This is a genomic window from Pseudalkalibacillus sp. Hm43 (assembly GCF_054170705.1).
The window spans coordinates 2,593,937-2,611,253 of record NZ_CM135129.1; the positions used below are offsets into that span (position 1 = coordinate 2,593,937).

Consider the following 17,317-nt stretch of genomic DNA (forward strand, 5'->3'; position numbering starts at 1 on the left):
TATTATATGTTTAAACAATTAAACGAATAAACCTAAAAAGGGTGAATGAATATGAAAACAGCGTTGATCACAGGAGCTTCAGGTGGAATCGGTCTGAAATTGGCTCACCATTTTGCGAAGGATGGACACAACCTCGTGCTTGTTGCACGATCGAAAGACAAGCTAGAGAAGCTTGCCGGTAATTTGAAAGACCGCTTCAACATCCAAACGGAAGTGATTATAGCGGACCTTGGTGCCACAGGCGCGGTTGATCGATTGCTTGAAGAACTTTCAAACCGCAACATCAGCGTCGATATCCTCGTCAATAACGCAGGTTTCGGATTATACGGGGAATTCTTTGAAACGCAATGGGAAGAAGAGAAGGAAATGATGATGGTCAATATGATGGCATTGACCGAATTGACCAAACGACTTGTTCCATCAATGATGGAACGCAAGTCAGGGAAGATCCTGAATGTCGCCTCTACAGCTGCCTTTCAGCCTGGGCCTCTTATGGCAGTCTATTATGCTACCAAAGCCTATGTTCTTTCATTTTCAGAAGCGTTAGAAAACGAATTGAAAGGTACGGGTGTCTCTGTATCGATCTTATGTCCTGGTCCGACAGATACAGGATTCCAGCAACGAGCAAGCATGGAGGAATCCAAGTTGCTTGAAGGTGGAGTCATGAGCGTCGATCAAGTCGCAGATATTGCTTACAAAGAGTTCATGGCTGGAAAGACGTTGATCATTCCTGGGTCTCAAAACAAGCTTCTTGCGTTCATGATTCGATTCTTGCCGCGTAAAATGGTGACGCGAACTGTACGTAAGGTTCAAGAACGGAAGTAGGGCAAGTAGCATTCCCCAGTGCCGATTGTTACAATAAAAGGAAATGATTGGTGCCAGGGTGATCTGTATGAAAATGAGCGACATTAAAAAATGGGTTGGAGGACGTGTAATCAAGACAGGACTTGCAGCCTTCGTGACCGCCTTGATCTGTAACCTTTTCCATCTCCCTGTCCTCTTTGCCGTCATTACCGCAATCGTAACCGTCGAGCCGACCGCTTCAGATTCCATCAAAAAGGGAATGATCCGCTTCCCTGCTGCGATGATTGGAGCGGCTTTTGCGATGGTTTTTGAGTATTTTCTCGGACCATCGTCTCTTACATATGCGTTAGCTGCCACACTTACCCTTCTAGCCTGTCATAAGCTGAGACTGGATGCGGGTATGCTCGTCGCCACCTTGACCGCTGTTGCGATGATCGCTGAAACGGAAGATCAGTATTTCTCTTCTTTCGTCGTACGCCTTTACACTACCCTTATCGGCCTGGTCGTCTCAACAGCCATCAACTATCTGATCCTGCCACCTCATTATCATGAAATGGTCCGCACGCAAGTGGATGAACTCTACGACCGTTCTGGGATGCTATTGAACCGGTTTGTAAAAGGAGGTACTCCACGTGAGCTTCAATCGGAATACCGCAAGATAAGCAAAGATATGGAACGCACCTTTTCACTTGCTCAGTATCAGAGGGAAGAGTGGAAATACAGACGTCATAACTTGAGGGATATTCGGGAATTCGGAATTCTCATGAAGAAGCTCGAGTACTATCAGAAGATCCTCTATCATTTTGCCAATCTCGTTTACTTGAACATTGAGGAAGCGAAGCTGAGTGAGGAAAAAGTCACTACGATCATGAAAGCAGTCGATTCCATTGGGTCGATTCTGAGAGATCCTTCTCATCGAATTCCAGATGAACACAACGCACTGATTGAAGAGTTGGACGAGTTGTTCATCTCAGAAAGAGAACGACGGATCCAGACAGAACATAAGTCGACAAGAAAACACTTATCTGTTCGGATTGCCATCATCTATGAATTGTTGGCTTTGGAAGATGTATTGGAAGACTTGGAAAGGATATGTACAAAAGAAAAGGCACACTAATTCTGTCAAAAAAGCTCGAAGGATTCTTCGGGCCAATTTACTTATATGAGCAGGATTTTCTATGGTTATAAAGAATCAGAAATGGGTACATAGTTTTAGAGTCTTTTTTGGGAACGTAATGTGAACGTTATGTGGATTCATCTTCTCATAGTTGCTGTCCAAGGGTGACATCCGATATTCTTATGACAGGACTATCGATATAGGAGAGAAACGATGAATCAAAATCAACCGAAACAACAGAAGAGTTACACTGGCGTTGTTGTCATTTTATCCATTGTCATTAATGCACTTGTGGTCGTCTTGTTCTTTTTACCAGAATATCAGGGCGAAACAGGATTCGATATTAAGATCCTTCCATTGTTGAATGCGATTTTCAACAGCTTTACATTCGTCTTTTTGCTTGCAGCATTATGGTTTGTGCTACGGAAAAACATTAAACTTCATCGTCGCTTTATCTTTGCGGCATTTACGACGACCGCATTGTTCTTGGTGTCTTATGTTTCCTATCATTATCTAGCGGAATCCACTACCTATGGGGGAGAAGGTCCGCTGAAGTACATTTATTATTTCATTTTGATTACCCATATCATTCTTGCGGCAGTCATCGTTCCGCTTGCTTTGTTATCCCTTGTGAGAGGGTTGACGATGCAGGTAGAAAAGCACCGGAAGATTGCAAGGTGGACCATGCCTTTATGGCTTTATGTCAGCCTGACAGGAGTGTTGGTGTACATCTTGATTTCTCCATATTATTAACAGGCGGGGTGCGCAATGGGGCAGTTAGGGCTTGATACTCGAAAGTTGAATCGAAAAATTTTAAGCGTCTATTGGATTGTGATTGGATTAGCGATTCTCATCAAGCTAGTCAACAGTAATTTTTCTGAACTGCCATTTACGGAATACTTTATAGACTTTGTGCTCATTCCGAGCGGTATAGGAGTCCTGGTCGTCTTATCGACAGAATGGTGTGTAAGGAAATTGAGTTGGAATGTCGATTTGATCGTTATACTGGCAGGGCTCGCTTTAGCGCTCAATTTCATTTACAGCCGTCCAGATATCATCATTCTTCGTTCTGCCCTGTTCTTGCCGATACTTGTTTCTGGAGCGTATTTCAAAAGGAACACCATCATCATGACGTCTGTCGCGACGATTGTCAGTTACAGTTTTCTCACGATGATGCAGCCGATTCTAAGGACTGGGGTGACCATCACCGATCATTTTACGATGATAGCGATGCTGGTCATAGCAGCCATTGCGGTCATTGGAATCATGGAAAGAGGGCTTGAACTGGCAGGGCATTATCGCCAGTCAATCGAGAACCAGCAAGATTTGCTCGTCAAAAATACCTTGATGGAGAAATTGACGAAAACAGACTCATTGACGGGGATGTACAACCAGATTTCGTTTCATCAATTCCTGGATGAACTGCTCGCTCATCATGCTCAATATCACTTCTCGATCCAAATGGCGATTTTCGATCTGGATAATTTCAAGCAAGTGAATGATACATATGGTCACCGTGCAGGTGATGAGGTGCTGAAACAGATTTCTAAGCTGATCAAAAGTGAAATCACACCAGATGACTTTGCGGCCCGTTATGGCGGGGAAGAGTTCATCGTTTTGTTTGTCGGTAAGCCGATGAAAAAGACGGCTCATTTAGTGGAAGACATCCGTAGAAAAATTGAAAGCATCTCCTTCCGCGTTCTGGAAGGACAAAGTGTTACGGTGAGCGTAGGCCTACAGGAGTACGAAGCGCACACTGGAAAAGACGCCTTTTTTGAAAAAGCCGATTCGTTATTGTACGATGCCAAACGAAACGGTAAAAACCAGGTGATTACAGGATGATACAGAGGAAACTGCAAAGTGCTGCAGTTTTTTCTTTTTTGTTCAAAAGATTGCAGGAGTCCACTTCCATATATGGAATATTGGTAGTCTGGCATTTTTATAGGAGGGAAGAAAGGTATGACAACCATTGCTTTTATTAGACACGGCGTGACGAACTGGAACTTGGAGAGAAGAGCACAGGGGCAGTCGAACATTCCACTGAATGAGGAAGGCATCCTTCAAGCGAAAGCGGTTGGACGCAGATTTGAAGGAGAAAAATGGGATGCGATTTATACGAGCGATTTGAGCCGGGCAAAAACGACTGCTGAAGAGCTTGGTAAAGTCCTTCAACTAGAAGTCACAGGAGATGAACGGCTTCGGGAAGTCTCATTCGGCGACATTGAGGGAACGCTGGAAGATGAGCGTGTAGAGCGTTGGGGACCGAATTGGAAGGATCTGAACTTGAATATTGAAAAAACAGAAGAGGTTTATAAGCGGGCTCAAAGCTTCATGGATGAAATACGAAACCGCCATGAAGGTCAAAAGGTCATCGTCGTAAGTCATGGTGCATTTTTGAACGACTTGTTCAAGCTTTTGCTTGGTGATCAATTTGAACATTGTCGATTGGATAACACATCCATCTCCATTGTCGAATTCCTTGAAGACCAGTGTGAAATGAAGCTTTTGAATTGCTCCACGCACCTTTCCGAAATCGGTGAAAAAGAGGCGTGAATAAGCGCTATTATCATTATAGTGAAGAGCCGGATATCCAAGACTTCAAACCGAGGATATCTCCATCTTTTCCAGATGAACCACCTATGGTGTGGGCGATTGATGCAGATCATCGCCCGCTTTATTATTTTCCAAGAGATTGTCCCCGTATCGCTTTTTGGGAAAATGAGAAGACGACACCCCAAGATATCGATCGGTTCAAGTTGAATACGAAAATGGTCATTATCATAGAAGAAGGTTGGCTGGGAAAACTGGAGGATGCGGTTCTCTATGAGTACACATTCTCAGGTGAAACTTTCCGATGCTTTGATGAAAATGCAGGATATTTCACCTCAATGTCCTCTGTAAAACCGGATAGCGTGAGGAGACTGGACGGTTTGATTCACCGGCTGCTGATGGAAGGCGTTGAGCTAAGGTGGGTGCCCTCTTTGTGGAAGGTAAAAGAAGACGTCCTCGCATCTTCACTCGCCTTTTCGATGATTCGTTTGAGAAATGCAAAATACTGACAATTCACTCTGGGCAAAGAACGTGGTATGATGGATAAATGAATTTTGAACAACGGAGGAAGAACAACATGAAATCATTCATCGTACGGTTGATCAGTTTTATACTTGGGCTGAGTCTCATTTCATTCGGCGTAAGTTTGACGATAAAAGCAGAACTTGGCACAGGCGCATGGGATGCCCTGAATGTCGGGCTCTCGAAGACGATTGGTTTGACGGTTGGAAGCTGGGTCTTCATCGTCGGCATCGTGCTTATTGTTTTGAACGCAATTTTGATGAAGTCGCGACCTGACTTTCTGGCGGTCATTACGATTTTCCTAGCAGGTCTTTTCATTGACGGCTGGTTGCTGGTTGTACTGGATACGTTCCAGGCCAATGGGTTATGGGAGCAAATCGTTGTGTTCGTTGTCGGTGTGATCGTCCTTTCATTCGGGATTGCAGTCTATCTGCAAGCGAACTTCCCGCTCATTCCGATCGACAAGCTTATGCTGGCCATTCAGGATCGTCTAGGTGTGAGTATGGGAACGGCCAAGACCATCGGAGAGCTCTCTGCACTTGTCGCAGCATTCCTTTTCAGTGGACCGATCGGCTTAGGGACACTGATCGTGACCTTTACGATTGGACCGCTTGTCCAATTGTTTGCACCTCGAGTCCACAAGTTTCAACAACGATTACAAACATGATATTTTTTAAAAAGGTGGGTCAAGGGATCCACCTTTTTTTACTGTATAAAAAAGGGTTTGGCATGTCGGAATTGGTATATATTAAGAGAGTGATCAAGGAATGGAGGGGATTTACTTGAGTAAGGCGACTGTCAAACATGTCGTTCGTTATCCTGTCAAATCAATGCAAGGTGAATATATGGACACATTGGAAATACATAAGCATGGAGCCGCTGGTGATCATATTTTCGCATGGGAAATGCAAGACAAACCGGGCGAATACCTGACGATACCGAAATATCCATTTTTGCTGGACTATGAAGTGACGTTAAGTGAAGGTGGCGCGCTGAACATTCAGAAAGAGGCCCTTCAGCTGAGCAGCCTTAGGTCGAAGGAGGCGGAAGCTCATATATCCGACCGCGCTGATCGACCTGTTTCACTCGTATCAATGGATGTTGAGAACGAAGAACCGAGCTATTGGGAAGAACCGCTTCTCATAGCAAGTACAGCCTCGCTTCGTAAAATCCAAGAAATGACCGACCGGGACTCATTGGACATGCTCCGATTCCGACCTAATCTGATCGTTGATGTTGAAGGGGACACGCCGTTCGTGGAAGAATCTTGGATCGGGAAAGAGCTCGTTCTGAATGATGTTGTCTTATTTGTGAAAAAAGCGTGTGAGAGATGCGCTTACGTCAATGTCGATTCAGGTACGAAAGAAGTGGATCCGACTGTATTGAAGACGGTCGTGAAAGAGAACAAAAACGTATTCGGCGTCTATGCCACAGTGAAAAAGACGGGAACCGTGCGAGTCGGAGACCCGATTGAGATCAAATAGAGGAAAAGCTGCCTGGTAAGGTTCCAGGCAGCTTTTTGTGTGCTTATTTATACGAGTCGTTTAATGCCTCACTCTCTCACTCTGACCGATGGCTTGCTAACCATTGCATACCTGCATCTGTCAGCTCGGATCCTTTTCTTCCGCGGTGGATCTTCACGAACCCGACCCGCTGCAAGTCTTCCATCCTCGTCCGGATTTGTTGAGGGGTCAAAGGGGTAGCCGTCTCTTTTAGCGTATCGACGAGCTTCAAGCGGCTCGCATTCTCGTTCCTTTCATGCAATATCTTCATGGCTTGGAGCAGTTCGCCGTATTCTTTCCGATTTTTCGGCGTGAATGGCGAGCTCGGTACTCCTTTTTGCACTGGAGAAGGACTGTATCCATCCATTTTCGGCATATCTTCAACCTTTAGCTCGGACGCTTCACTCAGCGCAAGCATATAGAGGATCGTGTTTTTCAACTCTCGCACATTTCCTTTCCACTCCGCATTTAAGAGCCGCTCCAACACGTCAGGATGGAATGATTTCTTATAACCGGCTTCCTGCAGAATGAAGGATTCTGCCAATAAGGGGATATCCTCTGTCCGTTCCCGCAAGCTCGGCAGCTCGAGCGACAACACTTTGATCCGGTGGTAAAGGTCCTCCCGGAACAATCCTTTCTCGACAAGTTCAGGCAAGTTCTTGTTCGTAGCCGTGACGATCCGTACATCGACGGATATGTTTTTCGTATCACCGATCCGCCTGACCTCCATCTCTTGTAAAACGCGCAATAGCCTCGCCTGTAGCTTCAGACTGATATCACCGATTTCATCCAGAAACAGCGTACCGCTATCCGCCTGCTCGAAGACGCCTTTTTTACCGCCTTTTTTCGCACCTGTAAAAGAACCTTCTTCATAGCCGAACAATTCGCTTTCAAGCAGCTCTTCCGGCAAGGCGCCACAATTGATGGCGAGATATGGATTTTTCCTTCTGGAGGATTCATTATGGATAGCGGATGCGAACAATTCCTTACCGGTACCAGTTTCACCGTGGATCAAAATCGGCAACTCACTATTCGCGAGTTTACGGGCGATCCGTTTCGTGTCTTCCATGATGGCACTCTGGCCGAGAATGCTTGAGAAGGTATACTTCGCCACATAACCGCGTCGCTGTAGCTCTTGTTTTCTCGCCTTTTCCATCTCCAACGTTTCTTCCATATCCTTGAACGTAGCGACGATCACGCCTTCCTGTTCCATCCGGAATCGATAGACCATCACTTCTCGTTGCCGTAGAGTGAAAAAGCTTTGAGATTCGGCTTTTTCAGAGAGCAAAAATCTTGTCAGCTCGATATTCTTGAAGACCTTTGATAGCTTTTTCCCTTCGGCATAGCTGCCGGACATGCCGAGCATTTGTTCCAACGCTTCATTGAACACGGTGATTTCTCCATTTTCCTGAATGGCGAGAATTCCGTCGTTGACACCATCGACAACCCGGTTCAAAAATTTGTTCAGCCTTCGAGCTTGCATGTGGGTATCTGAGAGCTTTTGACTGAGCTCGATGATTTTCTTCGTGTACCGGTCTGTGATATCAATACTCAATTCCTCTGAGAGTTCAAAATGATTGGCGATTTTAATGATCGTGTTCAAATCGATGAGTCGGACACCAACATCGATCTGCTTTTCAATCCACGAAGGAATCAGATGGGTTTCACCAGGTGAAATGGCAATGTGTACGCCATCCGGCTTTTGTGTACTCTCACTTGAATAGGGAATATAGTCGACGTGATTGATCCCGAGCTTATTCAGCTTCGTAATCGCCTCTTTCGACGTTTCCAAAAGATCGTTCACATAAAGGACTTTCTCTCCACGCTTCAGTTCGAAGATACGGTCAATGAATTCGTAATTGATCGTCCTGGTCGAACGAATCACGGTACAGGATGAAAAGTCGATGTAACTTTCGACCTCTTTTTCAATCAAAGAAGAAGAGAGAACGATAAGCTCATTCTCGAAATAGTGGGGGATGCCATGATCGCTCGCATGGCTTTCGATATGTATAAGGTCACCGAACACGGAGGCTAATTGGTTTTTTAAAGCTTTCTCCGTTTCTCTCGTTCCGGCAAGTAGAATTAAACGTCTCATGAATCACATCTCCTTTACGCCTTTCCTATGCTCTCAATATGGTGTAATAGGTTTAAGTGAGAAGAACCAATAACAACTTATTGTTACCAGAATAACATACATTTGTTGATATTTTCTGATTATTCTTCTTGGCACGAATCTTGCATTATTAATGGACAAGTACAAAATAGAGGGGGATAAGAATGGATCAAGAACAAAAAGCATGGAAAGTACCACATACATTCATCATCATTTTTTTCGTCGTATTGTTAGCTGGATTGCTGACGTACATCGTGCCGAAAGGGCAATTCGAGACACAAGACGTTACATACGTCAAAGACGGTGAAGAACAAACGAAAACCGTCTTGAATCCGGAATCGTTTACATATGTGAAGGATGACGAAGGAAACCTGGTTCGTGAAGGAACGAGCTTATTCGAGCCGGGTGGTGGAATCGGATTTCTGAACTATGTGTTTGAAGGGCTTGTGTCAGGAGATAAGTGGGGCTCTGCTGTCGGAGTCGTCGCATTCATCCTGATCATCGGTGGTGCTTTCGGTATCATCATGAGGACGAAAGCGATCGAAGAAGGCATCCTGAAAGTCATCGACCGTACAAAAGGGAAGGAAGGACTGATCATTCCAGTCATGTTCTTCTTGTTCTCACTCGGTGGTGCTGTATTCGGTATGGGAGAAGAGGCAATCGCATTCGCCATGATTCTCGTTCCAATCATGATTGCCATTGGTTATGATGCGATCACAGGTGTTATGGTCACTTATGTTGCAACTCAGATCGGATTTGCGACCTCTTGGATGAATCCGTTCGGTGTCGCCATCGCACAAGGGGTTTCCGATGTACCGGTCTTGTCCGGTGCAGGGTTCCGTATCACGATGTGGATCGTCTTTACGCTAGTCGGAACGTTCTACACTTGGAGATATGCACAAAGCATCAAGAAAGATCCAAAGAGGAGTTTGACCTATGAGTCAGATGGCTATTTCCGTAAGCAAGGTGAGGTAACGGATCTCAACTCGAAATTCTCGCTCGGACATACACTGGTTGTATTGACGGTCGCGTTGGGTGTAGTCTGGATCATTTGGGGAGTCGTGGAGCACGCGTATTACATTCCTGAAATTGCGAGTCAGTTCTTTACGATCGGATTGGTAGCCGGCATCATCGGCGTCATCTTCAAATTGAACAACATGACATGGAACGATATAGCGGAAGGCTTTACAGATGGCGCGAAGGATCTGCTTCCAGCTGCATTAGTCGTCGGGATGGCGAAAGGAATCGTCATCATCTTAGGAGGAGACAGTCCGGATGCACCGTCCGTATTGAATACCGTGCTTTATGGTGCTGGACAGGTTGTTGGTGATTTTCCTGAAGTGATTTCAGCCTGGTGCATGTATCTGTTCCAATCGATCTTCAACTTCTTCGTCGTGTCCGGTTCCGGTCAGGCAGCATTGACGATGCCACTTATGGCGCCGCTTGCTGATATTGCTGGTGTAACGCGTCAGACTGCTGTCCTTGCATTTCAATTAGGTGACGGGCTGACGAACATTTTCGTACCGACATCCGCTGCGTTGATGGGTACACTTGGAGCTGCAAGAATAAATTGGGGTGTTTGGGCGAAATTTATCATTAAGTTCATGCTGATCATGTTCGTTCTATCCACGATTTTCATGGTTACAGCCGTTATCATCAACTTTTAATATAGGGTAAAAATATCAGATAGAGAGGAGCTTGCATCATGTTGAAACTAGTTCGGAACGGAGAAATATATGCTCCCGAATATCTAGGGAAGAAAGATGTATTGATCGTCGATGAGAAAATCGGGTATATCGATGATCAGATTGACGTACCGGAAGGCTTTTTCGGTGAAAAAGTGGAAGTCATCGACGTGGAAGGGAAGGTAATCGTTCCCGGATTCATCGACTCGCACGTCCATATCATGGGAGGTGGCGGAGAAGGAAGCTTCAAAACGCGCACACCTGAGCTTATGCTGACAGACGCGACGACGTCTGGCATCACGACCTTGATCGGGGTGATCGGAACAGATGGGACGACACGGACGATGGCCAGCCTGATTGCGAAAGCGCGTGGCCTGGAGGAAGAAGGAATCACCTGTTACGTGCAAACGGGATCGTACCAGGTACCCGTGAAAACGTTGACCGGTAAAATCGAAGACGACATCATCCTCGTCGACCGCATTATCGGAGCAGGGGAGATTGCGATTGCTGATCACCGTTCTTCACAGCCGACTGTGGAAGAGATGGCGAAAATAGCTTCTGCAGCACGTGTCGGAGGGATTTTATCCGGTAAATCAGGAATTGTGAACGTCCATGTCGGGGATAGTCCGGATTGCCTGAATCTGATCGAGGAAGTCGTTGAAACGACTGACATTCCGATCAAACAGTTCTACCCGACGCATATCAATCGTAATTCCAGATTGTTTGAAGCGGGCATTGCTTATGCGAAAAAAGGCGGATATGTCGACTTCACGACGAGTACGATTCCGAAGTTCCTTGAAGAAGGGGAAGTGAAATGCAGTACAGGTCTGAAGCGGATGTTGGATGCAGGGGTCCCAATCGAGCAGATCACCTTCACATCCGACGGTCAGGCGAGCTTGCCTGAATTCGATGAAAACGGAGACTTCAAAGGCTTGAAGCTCGGAAAAGTATCCAGTCTGTTCAAAGAGGTGAGGGATGCGGTGCTAGAGGAGGATGTTCCGCTTGAGACCGCGATTCAGGTGGTAACCTCAACGCCAGCGCACATTTTGAAGCTGAAGCAAAAAGGTCGGATTCGTGAAGGGAACGATGCGGATCTCGTCATCCTTGAAAAAGAAACGCTCGAGATTGATACTGTACTTGCGAAAGGAAAGCTGATGGTGAAGGAGAAACAGGTAATCGTTAAAGGGACTTTTGAATAAATAATACGAGAAGAGGCGCATTTTGTGTTGCGCCTCTTTTTTGTGGTAGTAATGATGTACTATTTAAGTTCCCCAAGACGAAGCAAAAGTTCCACAGGTAGGACAATCAGCGTTGCTTTTTTCTTTAGACATGCTTGATCCGGACAGGCATAGGATGGTGGTATAGGACTTTTTGAAGGAGCACCGCTATGATTCCATTCAAAATGAAGCTGGCCTCATCCTTATATGCCACGATGTCGATCACGTTCTGGGGGATTTCATTCGTGTCGACGAAAGCTGTGCTTGATAAGCTTGATCCTTTTACACTACTCGTTGTAAGGTTCGGCATCGGTTCACTGTTCCTATTGGTCCTGATTCTTGCTTTAGGTGGGCAGCTGAAAATACCGCTCAACTATATTCCGCATTTGATTGTGCTGGGTATTTTAGGGGTGTTCGTCCACCAAGTGTTCCAGGCGACAGCGCTATTGACGATCGACGCCTCATCAGCAGGCTGGCTCATCTCCTTTTCGCCGATCTTCACGGTCATCCTGGCGATGCTCTTTTTACATGAAAAAATGACGTTGCGAAAAGCGTTCGGAATGACGGTAGCGGTGTGCGGAGTCCTCATGGTTACCACCCAGGGTGAAGCCGGCTCCTTCAATCTTGCGTTGAATATCGGGTACTTACTCATGGTGTTGAGCACGCTGAATTGGGCGGTGTACTCCGTACTTTTGAAAAAGTTGCGCGTTCCCATTCCGCCGCTCGTGCTTACGTTTTACATGAGCACATTAGGCTTCATCCTCACGATTCCGTTTCTGATCCGGAACAAAGGGTGGAACGAGATGGCCCTGCTATCTGCGAGCGAATGGACCCATTTACTGTTCCTCGGTATTTTCGTATCAGGTGTCGCTTATTGGTATTGGGCGAAAGCGCTTGAAGTCCTCGATGCTTCTCAAGTTTCCGTATTTCTCTATTTGGAGCCGATTGCGACGTTAATCGCCGCGGTCCTTTTACTACATGAAAAAATATTCATCATAAGTGTCATAGGTGGAATTATGATTATATTAGGCGTCGTTTTGGTCAATGGGCAATTGTTGTCGGCAGTACACCGGGTAATGATGAGATTCAGAAGCTGAAAAAGCCGAATGGAGGATGGTCGATGGATCTGTTGAAGCGGATTGAACAGCATTTCAGTCAGTTGCAGTCTACATCTAAGGAATCCTTACGAGAAGCGCTCGAACAACTGGATGTCCAGCTGGAGGAATTGGTTCCTTTTTTACAAAGTCCGGAGGGGAAGCCGTACTACCGGAAGCTTCTCTATCAAGACGACCAAGTGGAGATGCTTGTCATGAATTGGTCTGATCTCGAATGTGCGCCCCATGATCACGGGGATTCCTGTGGGTGGATCCAGGTCATGAATGGGATTTCCCGCAATACGGTTTACGAAGTGAAGGAGAATGAACTGCCTTTCGAAGTTTTCTCTGAATATAGGAAAAAGGGTCGGCTATTCTTTGCACCAAAAAAAGGGGTGCATAAGATGACGGACCCGGCAAAATCGGATCTCGTCACTCTGCACCTCTATTCACCACCCATCTCCGGTATGGTGGTCTATGATCTTGCGACTTGCGCAGCCTGTGTCGTATCGGATGATTGCGGCGCATGGTGGCCGGATGAGCAACGGCAAAAGCTGAAGGAATTCAAGCTGCAGAAATCTGAGAACGTCAACCTTTGAACTCAGGGGGTTTCCGGTGCTTGGTCAACTGTTCATAGGCATACCCAAGTGAAACCAAGGTCGATTCTTTGTACGCTTGACCGGTAAAGGTTACTCCGACAGGCTCTCCTTCTGGCGTGAACCCTCCTGGGACCGTGATGGAAGGATAGCCTGCTTTTGCTGGGATGCCCGCTCCATTGGAATTTGGAAAAAGAAGTGCACTCAATTGATGCTCTTCCATGACAACGTCGATCCCTCGCGTCCGCGAAAGCTGGAGGTCTCTCAACCGGCTTTCGATATAGGCAGGCTCTGTCATCGTTCCGGACGTTTCCTCCGCCTGAATCAAGATGTCTTGTCCATATTTCAACGCCTTGTCCTCATGTTCTTCGTTGAATTGGATCACATCGGCGAGCGAGTGGACAGGCAAGGACGGGTGCAGTTTTTTCAAGTACGCGTTCAAATCGGACTTGAATTCATACAACAGCACATTGTAATCCCACTTCGTGTCCATTTCCATCGGTGAAATCGACTCTAGTTCAATGATCGTTGCACCGGCTTCTTTCATATCCTCGATCGCTTTTTCCATGACCGCGCGCTGGCCATCCGGTAAACCGTTGAGGTATAGCGTACGGCAAACGCCGATGCGTGCACCGTGCAGCGCATAGGGGTTCAGATAGGTCGTAAAATCTTGAAAGCTTCGTTCTCTGCTTGTGTGTGTAATCATGTCTTTGTCATCCTGACCGGTCATCGCACCGAGTAAAATGGCCGCATCCGTTACGGTACGGGCGATTGGCCCAGCAGTGTCCTGACTGTGAGCGAGCGGTATGATGCCTGCACGACTGACGAGACCGACTGTCGGCTTGATCCCGACGACATTGTTTTGGCTCGCTGGACTCAATATGGAACCGGAAGTCTCGGTACCGACAGCAAGGGTGGCAAAGTGAGCCGCTATTGCTGCCGCAGAACCTGAACTGGATCCCCCAACGTCAAATTGACTACCATAAGGATTTAACACCTGGCCCCCACGAGAGCTGTAGCCGTTCTCCATCTTCATACTCATGAAATTCGCCCATTCAGTCATATTCGTTTTACCGATGATGACCGCTCCGGCCTCTCGTAATTTATGTACAATCGTCGCATCCTCACTTGCATAGTGATCGGCTAATGTGAGCGATCCGGCACTCGTATGCATCCGATCGGCGGTTTCCACATTATCTTTCAAAAGAACCGGAATCCCGTGTAAAAGTCCCCGCATCCCTCTTAGTTTACGTTCCGCATCGAGCGTTTCCGCAATTTGGAGGGCATCAGGATTCACCTCCAGGACTGCGTTGATGTTCATTCCTGCGTGGTTCTGTTTTGCGATATATTCCAAACAACGGCTGACCAGTTGCAGTGAAGTCAGGTCTCCGTTGTTCATCGCTTTTTGGATATCAAAAATCGTCGCCCTCTCAAGCCAATCTTCATTCCGTAATTTGAAGCTTTCTCTCATGATTCTAAACTCCTTCTAGTTTGTTACTTTTTACATTCAACATAAGAATTGAGGACTCCTTTTTAGTGTGTGTCAAAAAATCGAATGTAGACATGTAGTTGTGTTGATACCGCTTTCATACTACTATTAAACTAGAGGAAACAGTGATTTCTGTTCAGGTAGAGAAAGGGGAATGGTTGTGGGGAAGACCAAACACACGGGCCCGATGAAATTAGCAAAGGACCTCGATCCATCACTATGGGTAAGCAAGGTTCCTTTTGGACTTGGAAAAATAAAACCGAAACATATACGAGATACAGCCAAGGTCGCTTGGGAAAATAAAGACAATCTTCCATATGCAACGAGGATTTTGACACAAGGCGTTTGTGACGGCTGCGCGTTAGGGGTAGCGGGACTGCAGGATCAGACCCTGCAAGGTCCGCACTTATGTACGACCCGTTTGAACGTTCTGCGGTTGAATACGATGCCGGCGATGAAACCAGAAGTTGTTCATGCGGATATTGATGATTTGAGAAAAAAGAGCAGCACCGAACTGCGGAAGCTCGGACGGATTCCGTACCCGCTCATCCGAAAGCCTGGCGACAAGAAATTCAGCCGTCTTTCTTGGGATGATGCGCTCGATTTGATCGCCGATAAAATGAAGACAATCGATCCGAAGCAATACGGATTCTATTTGACCTCCCGCGGAATTACGAATGAATCGTATTATACCGCTGCCAAGGTTGCGCGTTTTTTGGGGACGAACAATATCGACAATGCATCACGCATTTGTCACTCACCATCCAAGACGGCACTCAGCCGCTCGCTTGGAATCGGTGCATCAAGCTGTAACTACCAAGATTGGATCGGGACGGATGTACTCGTATTCTGGGGATCGGTTGCAGCCAACAACCAGCCAGTCTCCACGAAATACATGTACGCTGCCAAACGGAAAGGGACGAAAATCATCGTCATCAATCCTTACTATGAGCCTTCTATGGACAAGTATTGGATTCCGTCGATTCCCGAGTCGGCTTTGTTCGGCACGAAAATCGCCGATGATGTATACCAGGTGAACATAGGTGGGGACATCGCGTTCATGCACGGGATCATGAAGCATTGGTTTGAGATGGAAGAAGTAGAGCCAGGTTCAGCGATCAATCATGCATTTATCGAGGAGCATGCGAATGGATTGGACGAGTTGAAGGAGAAGGTAGAGTCTTATGACTGGTCTACGCTTGAACAATCGTCTGGACTGACGAAGGACCGCATGAAAGAGCTTGCCATTTTACTCGCCAAATCTGATTCAGCCGTATTCGTCTGGTCGATGGGATTGACGCAGCACCGCTTCGGCACCGATAACGTTTCACAGGTGGCCAACCTCGCTCTGTTACGAGGGTTTTTAGGTCGTGAACATTGCGGTGTCATGCCGATTCGCGGGCATTCCGGAGTACAGGGATCTGGTGAAATGGGAGCAGATCCATTCGTATTGCCAGGCGGTGGATTCGATGACACGAACGTTGAACGCGTAGAGAACGTATGGAACTTCAAGATTCCGAGGTGGCAAGGAGATATCGTCGGTATTTCACTCGAAAACGCTCTGCTTCCGGAAGACCATGAACGCAAGTTGAAACTGTATTACATGTCGGGCGGGAACTTCCTCGAGACGATGCCGGAACCCGACTTCGTCAAAGAATGCCTGGAGGGTGTCGACATTCGCGTCCACCAAGATATCATCTTCAACACATCAACCTTCGTTGATGCGAAGGAAGCGGTTGTTGTCTTGCCGGCAATGACCCGCTATGAGCAGCCTGGAGGAGGAACATCCACGTCGACTGAGCGAATGGTCTACTTTTCACCGGAAATCAAAGGACCGCGCATTGAAGAAGCCCGCTCCGAATGGGAAATCTATGTCGATCTTGCGAAACGTGTAAAACCGGAAGAAAAGCATCTGATCGATTTTAAAAATGCACAGGAAATCCGGGATGAAATTGCGAAAGCAGCACCGAATTACGATGGCATTCAGCACTTGAAGGAAAAAGGCGACGTCTTCCAATGGGGTGGTGCATGGCTATGCGAGGATGGTGTCTGTCCGACACCGGATGGTCGAGGTAATCTGATTGCAATGGATATTCCGGAGCTTCGCAAAGCAGACGGTCTCTTTTATGTGACGACTCGCCGTGGGAAGCAATTTAACTCGATGATCTACTCGGACAAAGATCCATTCAATGAAGCGGATCGATACGATGTGTTGATGAACGAGGAGGATGGCGAACGCCAAGGGATTAAGCAGGGCGATGCTATCGTCGTATACAACAAGCATGGTCTGTTCCATGGGAAGGCGCGTTTCGTCGATGTGAAGTCAGGGAACATCCAGGTCCACTGGCCGGAAGGAAACGTAGTCATTCCGAAAGGCGTGTACGAGGAGTACGCCGGCATTCCTGAATACAACACAGCCGTCATCGTAGAAAAAGCCGAAACCTTCCACGCACAAAAAGATACGAAATATCTCGAGAAAAGAATCGAAGAGCTGGAAATGGAAGTAGGATAATAGATTAAATGAGCGCAGGTGAGGAATCACCTGCGTTTCCTTTTAGAAGAATTATGTTTAGGGAAAATATGTTAACCTAGTGAGGGATATGTTTTTTTATGGAAATGGAGAATGAC

Annotated in this window: 15 protein-coding genes; 13 read left to right on the top strand and 2 right to left on the bottom strand. The window is 46.6% G+C overall.

Annotation, left to right across the window (positions count from 1 at the left end; all coding sequences use genetic code 11):
- Nucleotides 1-45 precede the first annotated feature (45 nt).
- The 8 genes from ACXQIQ_RS13745 to ACXQIQ_RS13780 all read left to right on the top strand — a co-directional run bounded on the left by ACXQIQ_RS13745 (nucleotide 46) and on the right by ACXQIQ_RS13780 (nucleotide 6,477).
- The gene (locus ACXQIQ_RS13745) at nucleotides 46-825 is read left to right on the top strand and encodes an SDR family NAD(P)-dependent oxidoreductase (protein ID WP_439301785.1); all 780 of its coding nucleotides are present in this window, start codon (nucleotides 46-48) and stop codon (nucleotides 823-825) included.
- Nucleotides 826-892: 67 nt separating this feature from the next.
- On the top strand, nucleotides 893-1,921 hold the full coding sequence (locus ACXQIQ_RS13750; protein ID WP_439301784.1) for an FUSC family protein: 1,029 nt from the start codon (nucleotides 893-895) through the stop codon (nucleotides 1,919-1,921).
- Nucleotides 1,922-2,134: 213 nt separating this feature from the next.
- Entirely contained in the window at nucleotides 2,135-2,674 is a 540-nt protein-coding gene (locus tag ACXQIQ_RS13755) for a DUF420 domain-containing protein (protein ID WP_439301783.1), read from the top strand.
- 15 nt (nucleotides 2,675-2,689) lie between these two features.
- The gene (locus tag ACXQIQ_RS13760; RefSeq protein WP_439301782.1) at nucleotides 2,690-3,763 is read left to right on the top strand and encodes a GGDEF domain-containing protein; all 1,074 of its coding nucleotides are present in this window, start codon (nucleotides 2,690-2,692) and stop codon (nucleotides 3,761-3,763) included.
- A gap of 117 nt (nucleotides 3,764-3,880) precedes the next feature.
- Nucleotides 3,881-4,474, top strand: a complete 594-nt coding sequence (locus tag ACXQIQ_RS13765) for a histidine phosphatase family protein (protein WP_439301781.1) — start codon at nucleotides 3,881-3,883, stop codon at nucleotides 4,472-4,474.
- Nucleotides 4,471-4,980 carry a DUF6886 family protein gene (locus ACXQIQ_RS13770; RefSeq protein ID WP_439301780.1) on the top strand — a complete coding sequence of 170 codons (510 nt, stop codon included), beginning with the start codon at nucleotides 4,471-4,473 and terminating at the stop codon, nucleotides 4,978-4,980. Before ACXQIQ_RS13765 ends, ACXQIQ_RS13770 begins: the two co-directional genes overlap by 4 nt.
- Before the next feature lie 68 nt (nucleotides 4,981-5,048).
- Entirely contained in the window at nucleotides 5,049-5,660 is a 612-nt protein-coding gene (locus tag ACXQIQ_RS13775) for a YczE/YyaS/YitT family protein (protein WP_439301779.1), read from the top strand.
- Between the two features lie 115 nt (nucleotides 5,661-5,775).
- Nucleotides 5,776-6,477 carry an MOSC domain-containing protein gene (locus tag ACXQIQ_RS13780; RefSeq protein WP_439301778.1) on the top strand — a complete coding sequence of 234 codons (702 nt, stop codon included), beginning with the start codon at nucleotides 5,776-5,778 and terminating at the stop codon, nucleotides 6,475-6,477.
- Nucleotides 6,478-6,553: 76 nt separating this feature from the next.
- On the opposite strand, the gene ACXQIQ_RS13785 is transcribed toward ACXQIQ_RS13780, so the two are convergent.
- Nucleotides 6,554-8,590 carry a sigma-54 interaction domain-containing protein gene (locus ACXQIQ_RS13785; RefSeq protein WP_439301777.1) on the bottom strand — a complete coding sequence of 679 codons (2,037 nt, stop codon included), beginning with the start codon at nucleotides 8,588-8,590 and terminating at the stop codon, nucleotides 6,554-6,556.
- Nucleotides 8,591-8,772: 182 nt separating this feature from the next.
- Between ACXQIQ_RS13785 and yfcC the strand changes: the two genes are divergently transcribed.
- From yfcC to ACXQIQ_RS13805, 4 genes are all read left to right on the top strand, one after another.
- Entirely contained in the window at nucleotides 8,773-10,275 is a 1,503-nt protein-coding gene (gene yfcC / locus ACXQIQ_RS13790; protein WP_439301776.1) for a putative basic amino acid antiporter YfcC, read from the top strand.
- Nucleotides 10,276-10,313: 38 nt separating this feature from the next.
- Nucleotides 10,314-11,492: a beta-aspartyl-peptidase gene (gene iadA, locus ACXQIQ_RS13795; RefSeq protein ID WP_439301775.1), complete on the top strand. Its 1,179-nt coding sequence runs from the start codon at nucleotides 10,314-10,316 to the stop codon at nucleotides 11,490-11,492.
- A 188-nt stretch (nucleotides 11,493-11,680) separates the two neighbouring features.
- Entirely contained in the window at nucleotides 11,681-12,607 is a 927-nt protein-coding gene (locus tag ACXQIQ_RS13800; RefSeq protein WP_439301774.1) for a DMT family transporter, read from the top strand.
- 23 nt (nucleotides 12,608-12,630) lie between these two features.
- Nucleotides 12,631-13,203 carry a cysteine dioxygenase gene (locus tag ACXQIQ_RS13805; protein ID WP_439301773.1) on the top strand — a complete coding sequence of 191 codons (573 nt, stop codon included), beginning with the start codon at nucleotides 12,631-12,633 and terminating at the stop codon, nucleotides 13,201-13,203.
- On the opposite strand, the gene ACXQIQ_RS13810 is transcribed toward ACXQIQ_RS13805, so the two are convergent.
- The gene (locus ACXQIQ_RS13810) at nucleotides 13,193-14,671 is read right to left on the bottom strand and encodes an amidase family protein (protein WP_439301772.1); all 1,479 of its coding nucleotides are present in this window, start codon (nucleotides 14,669-14,671) and stop codon (nucleotides 13,193-13,195) included. The genes ACXQIQ_RS13805 and ACXQIQ_RS13810 overlap by 11 nt on opposite strands.
- A gap of 178 nt (nucleotides 14,672-14,849) precedes the next feature.
- Between ACXQIQ_RS13810 and ACXQIQ_RS13815 the strand changes: the two genes are divergently transcribed.
- Nucleotides 14,850-17,201, top strand: a complete 2,352-nt coding sequence (locus tag ACXQIQ_RS13815; protein ID WP_439301771.1) for an FdhF/YdeP family oxidoreductase — start codon at nucleotides 14,850-14,852, stop codon at nucleotides 17,199-17,201.
- The last annotated feature ends 116 nt before the right edge of the window (nucleotides 17,202-17,317 follow it).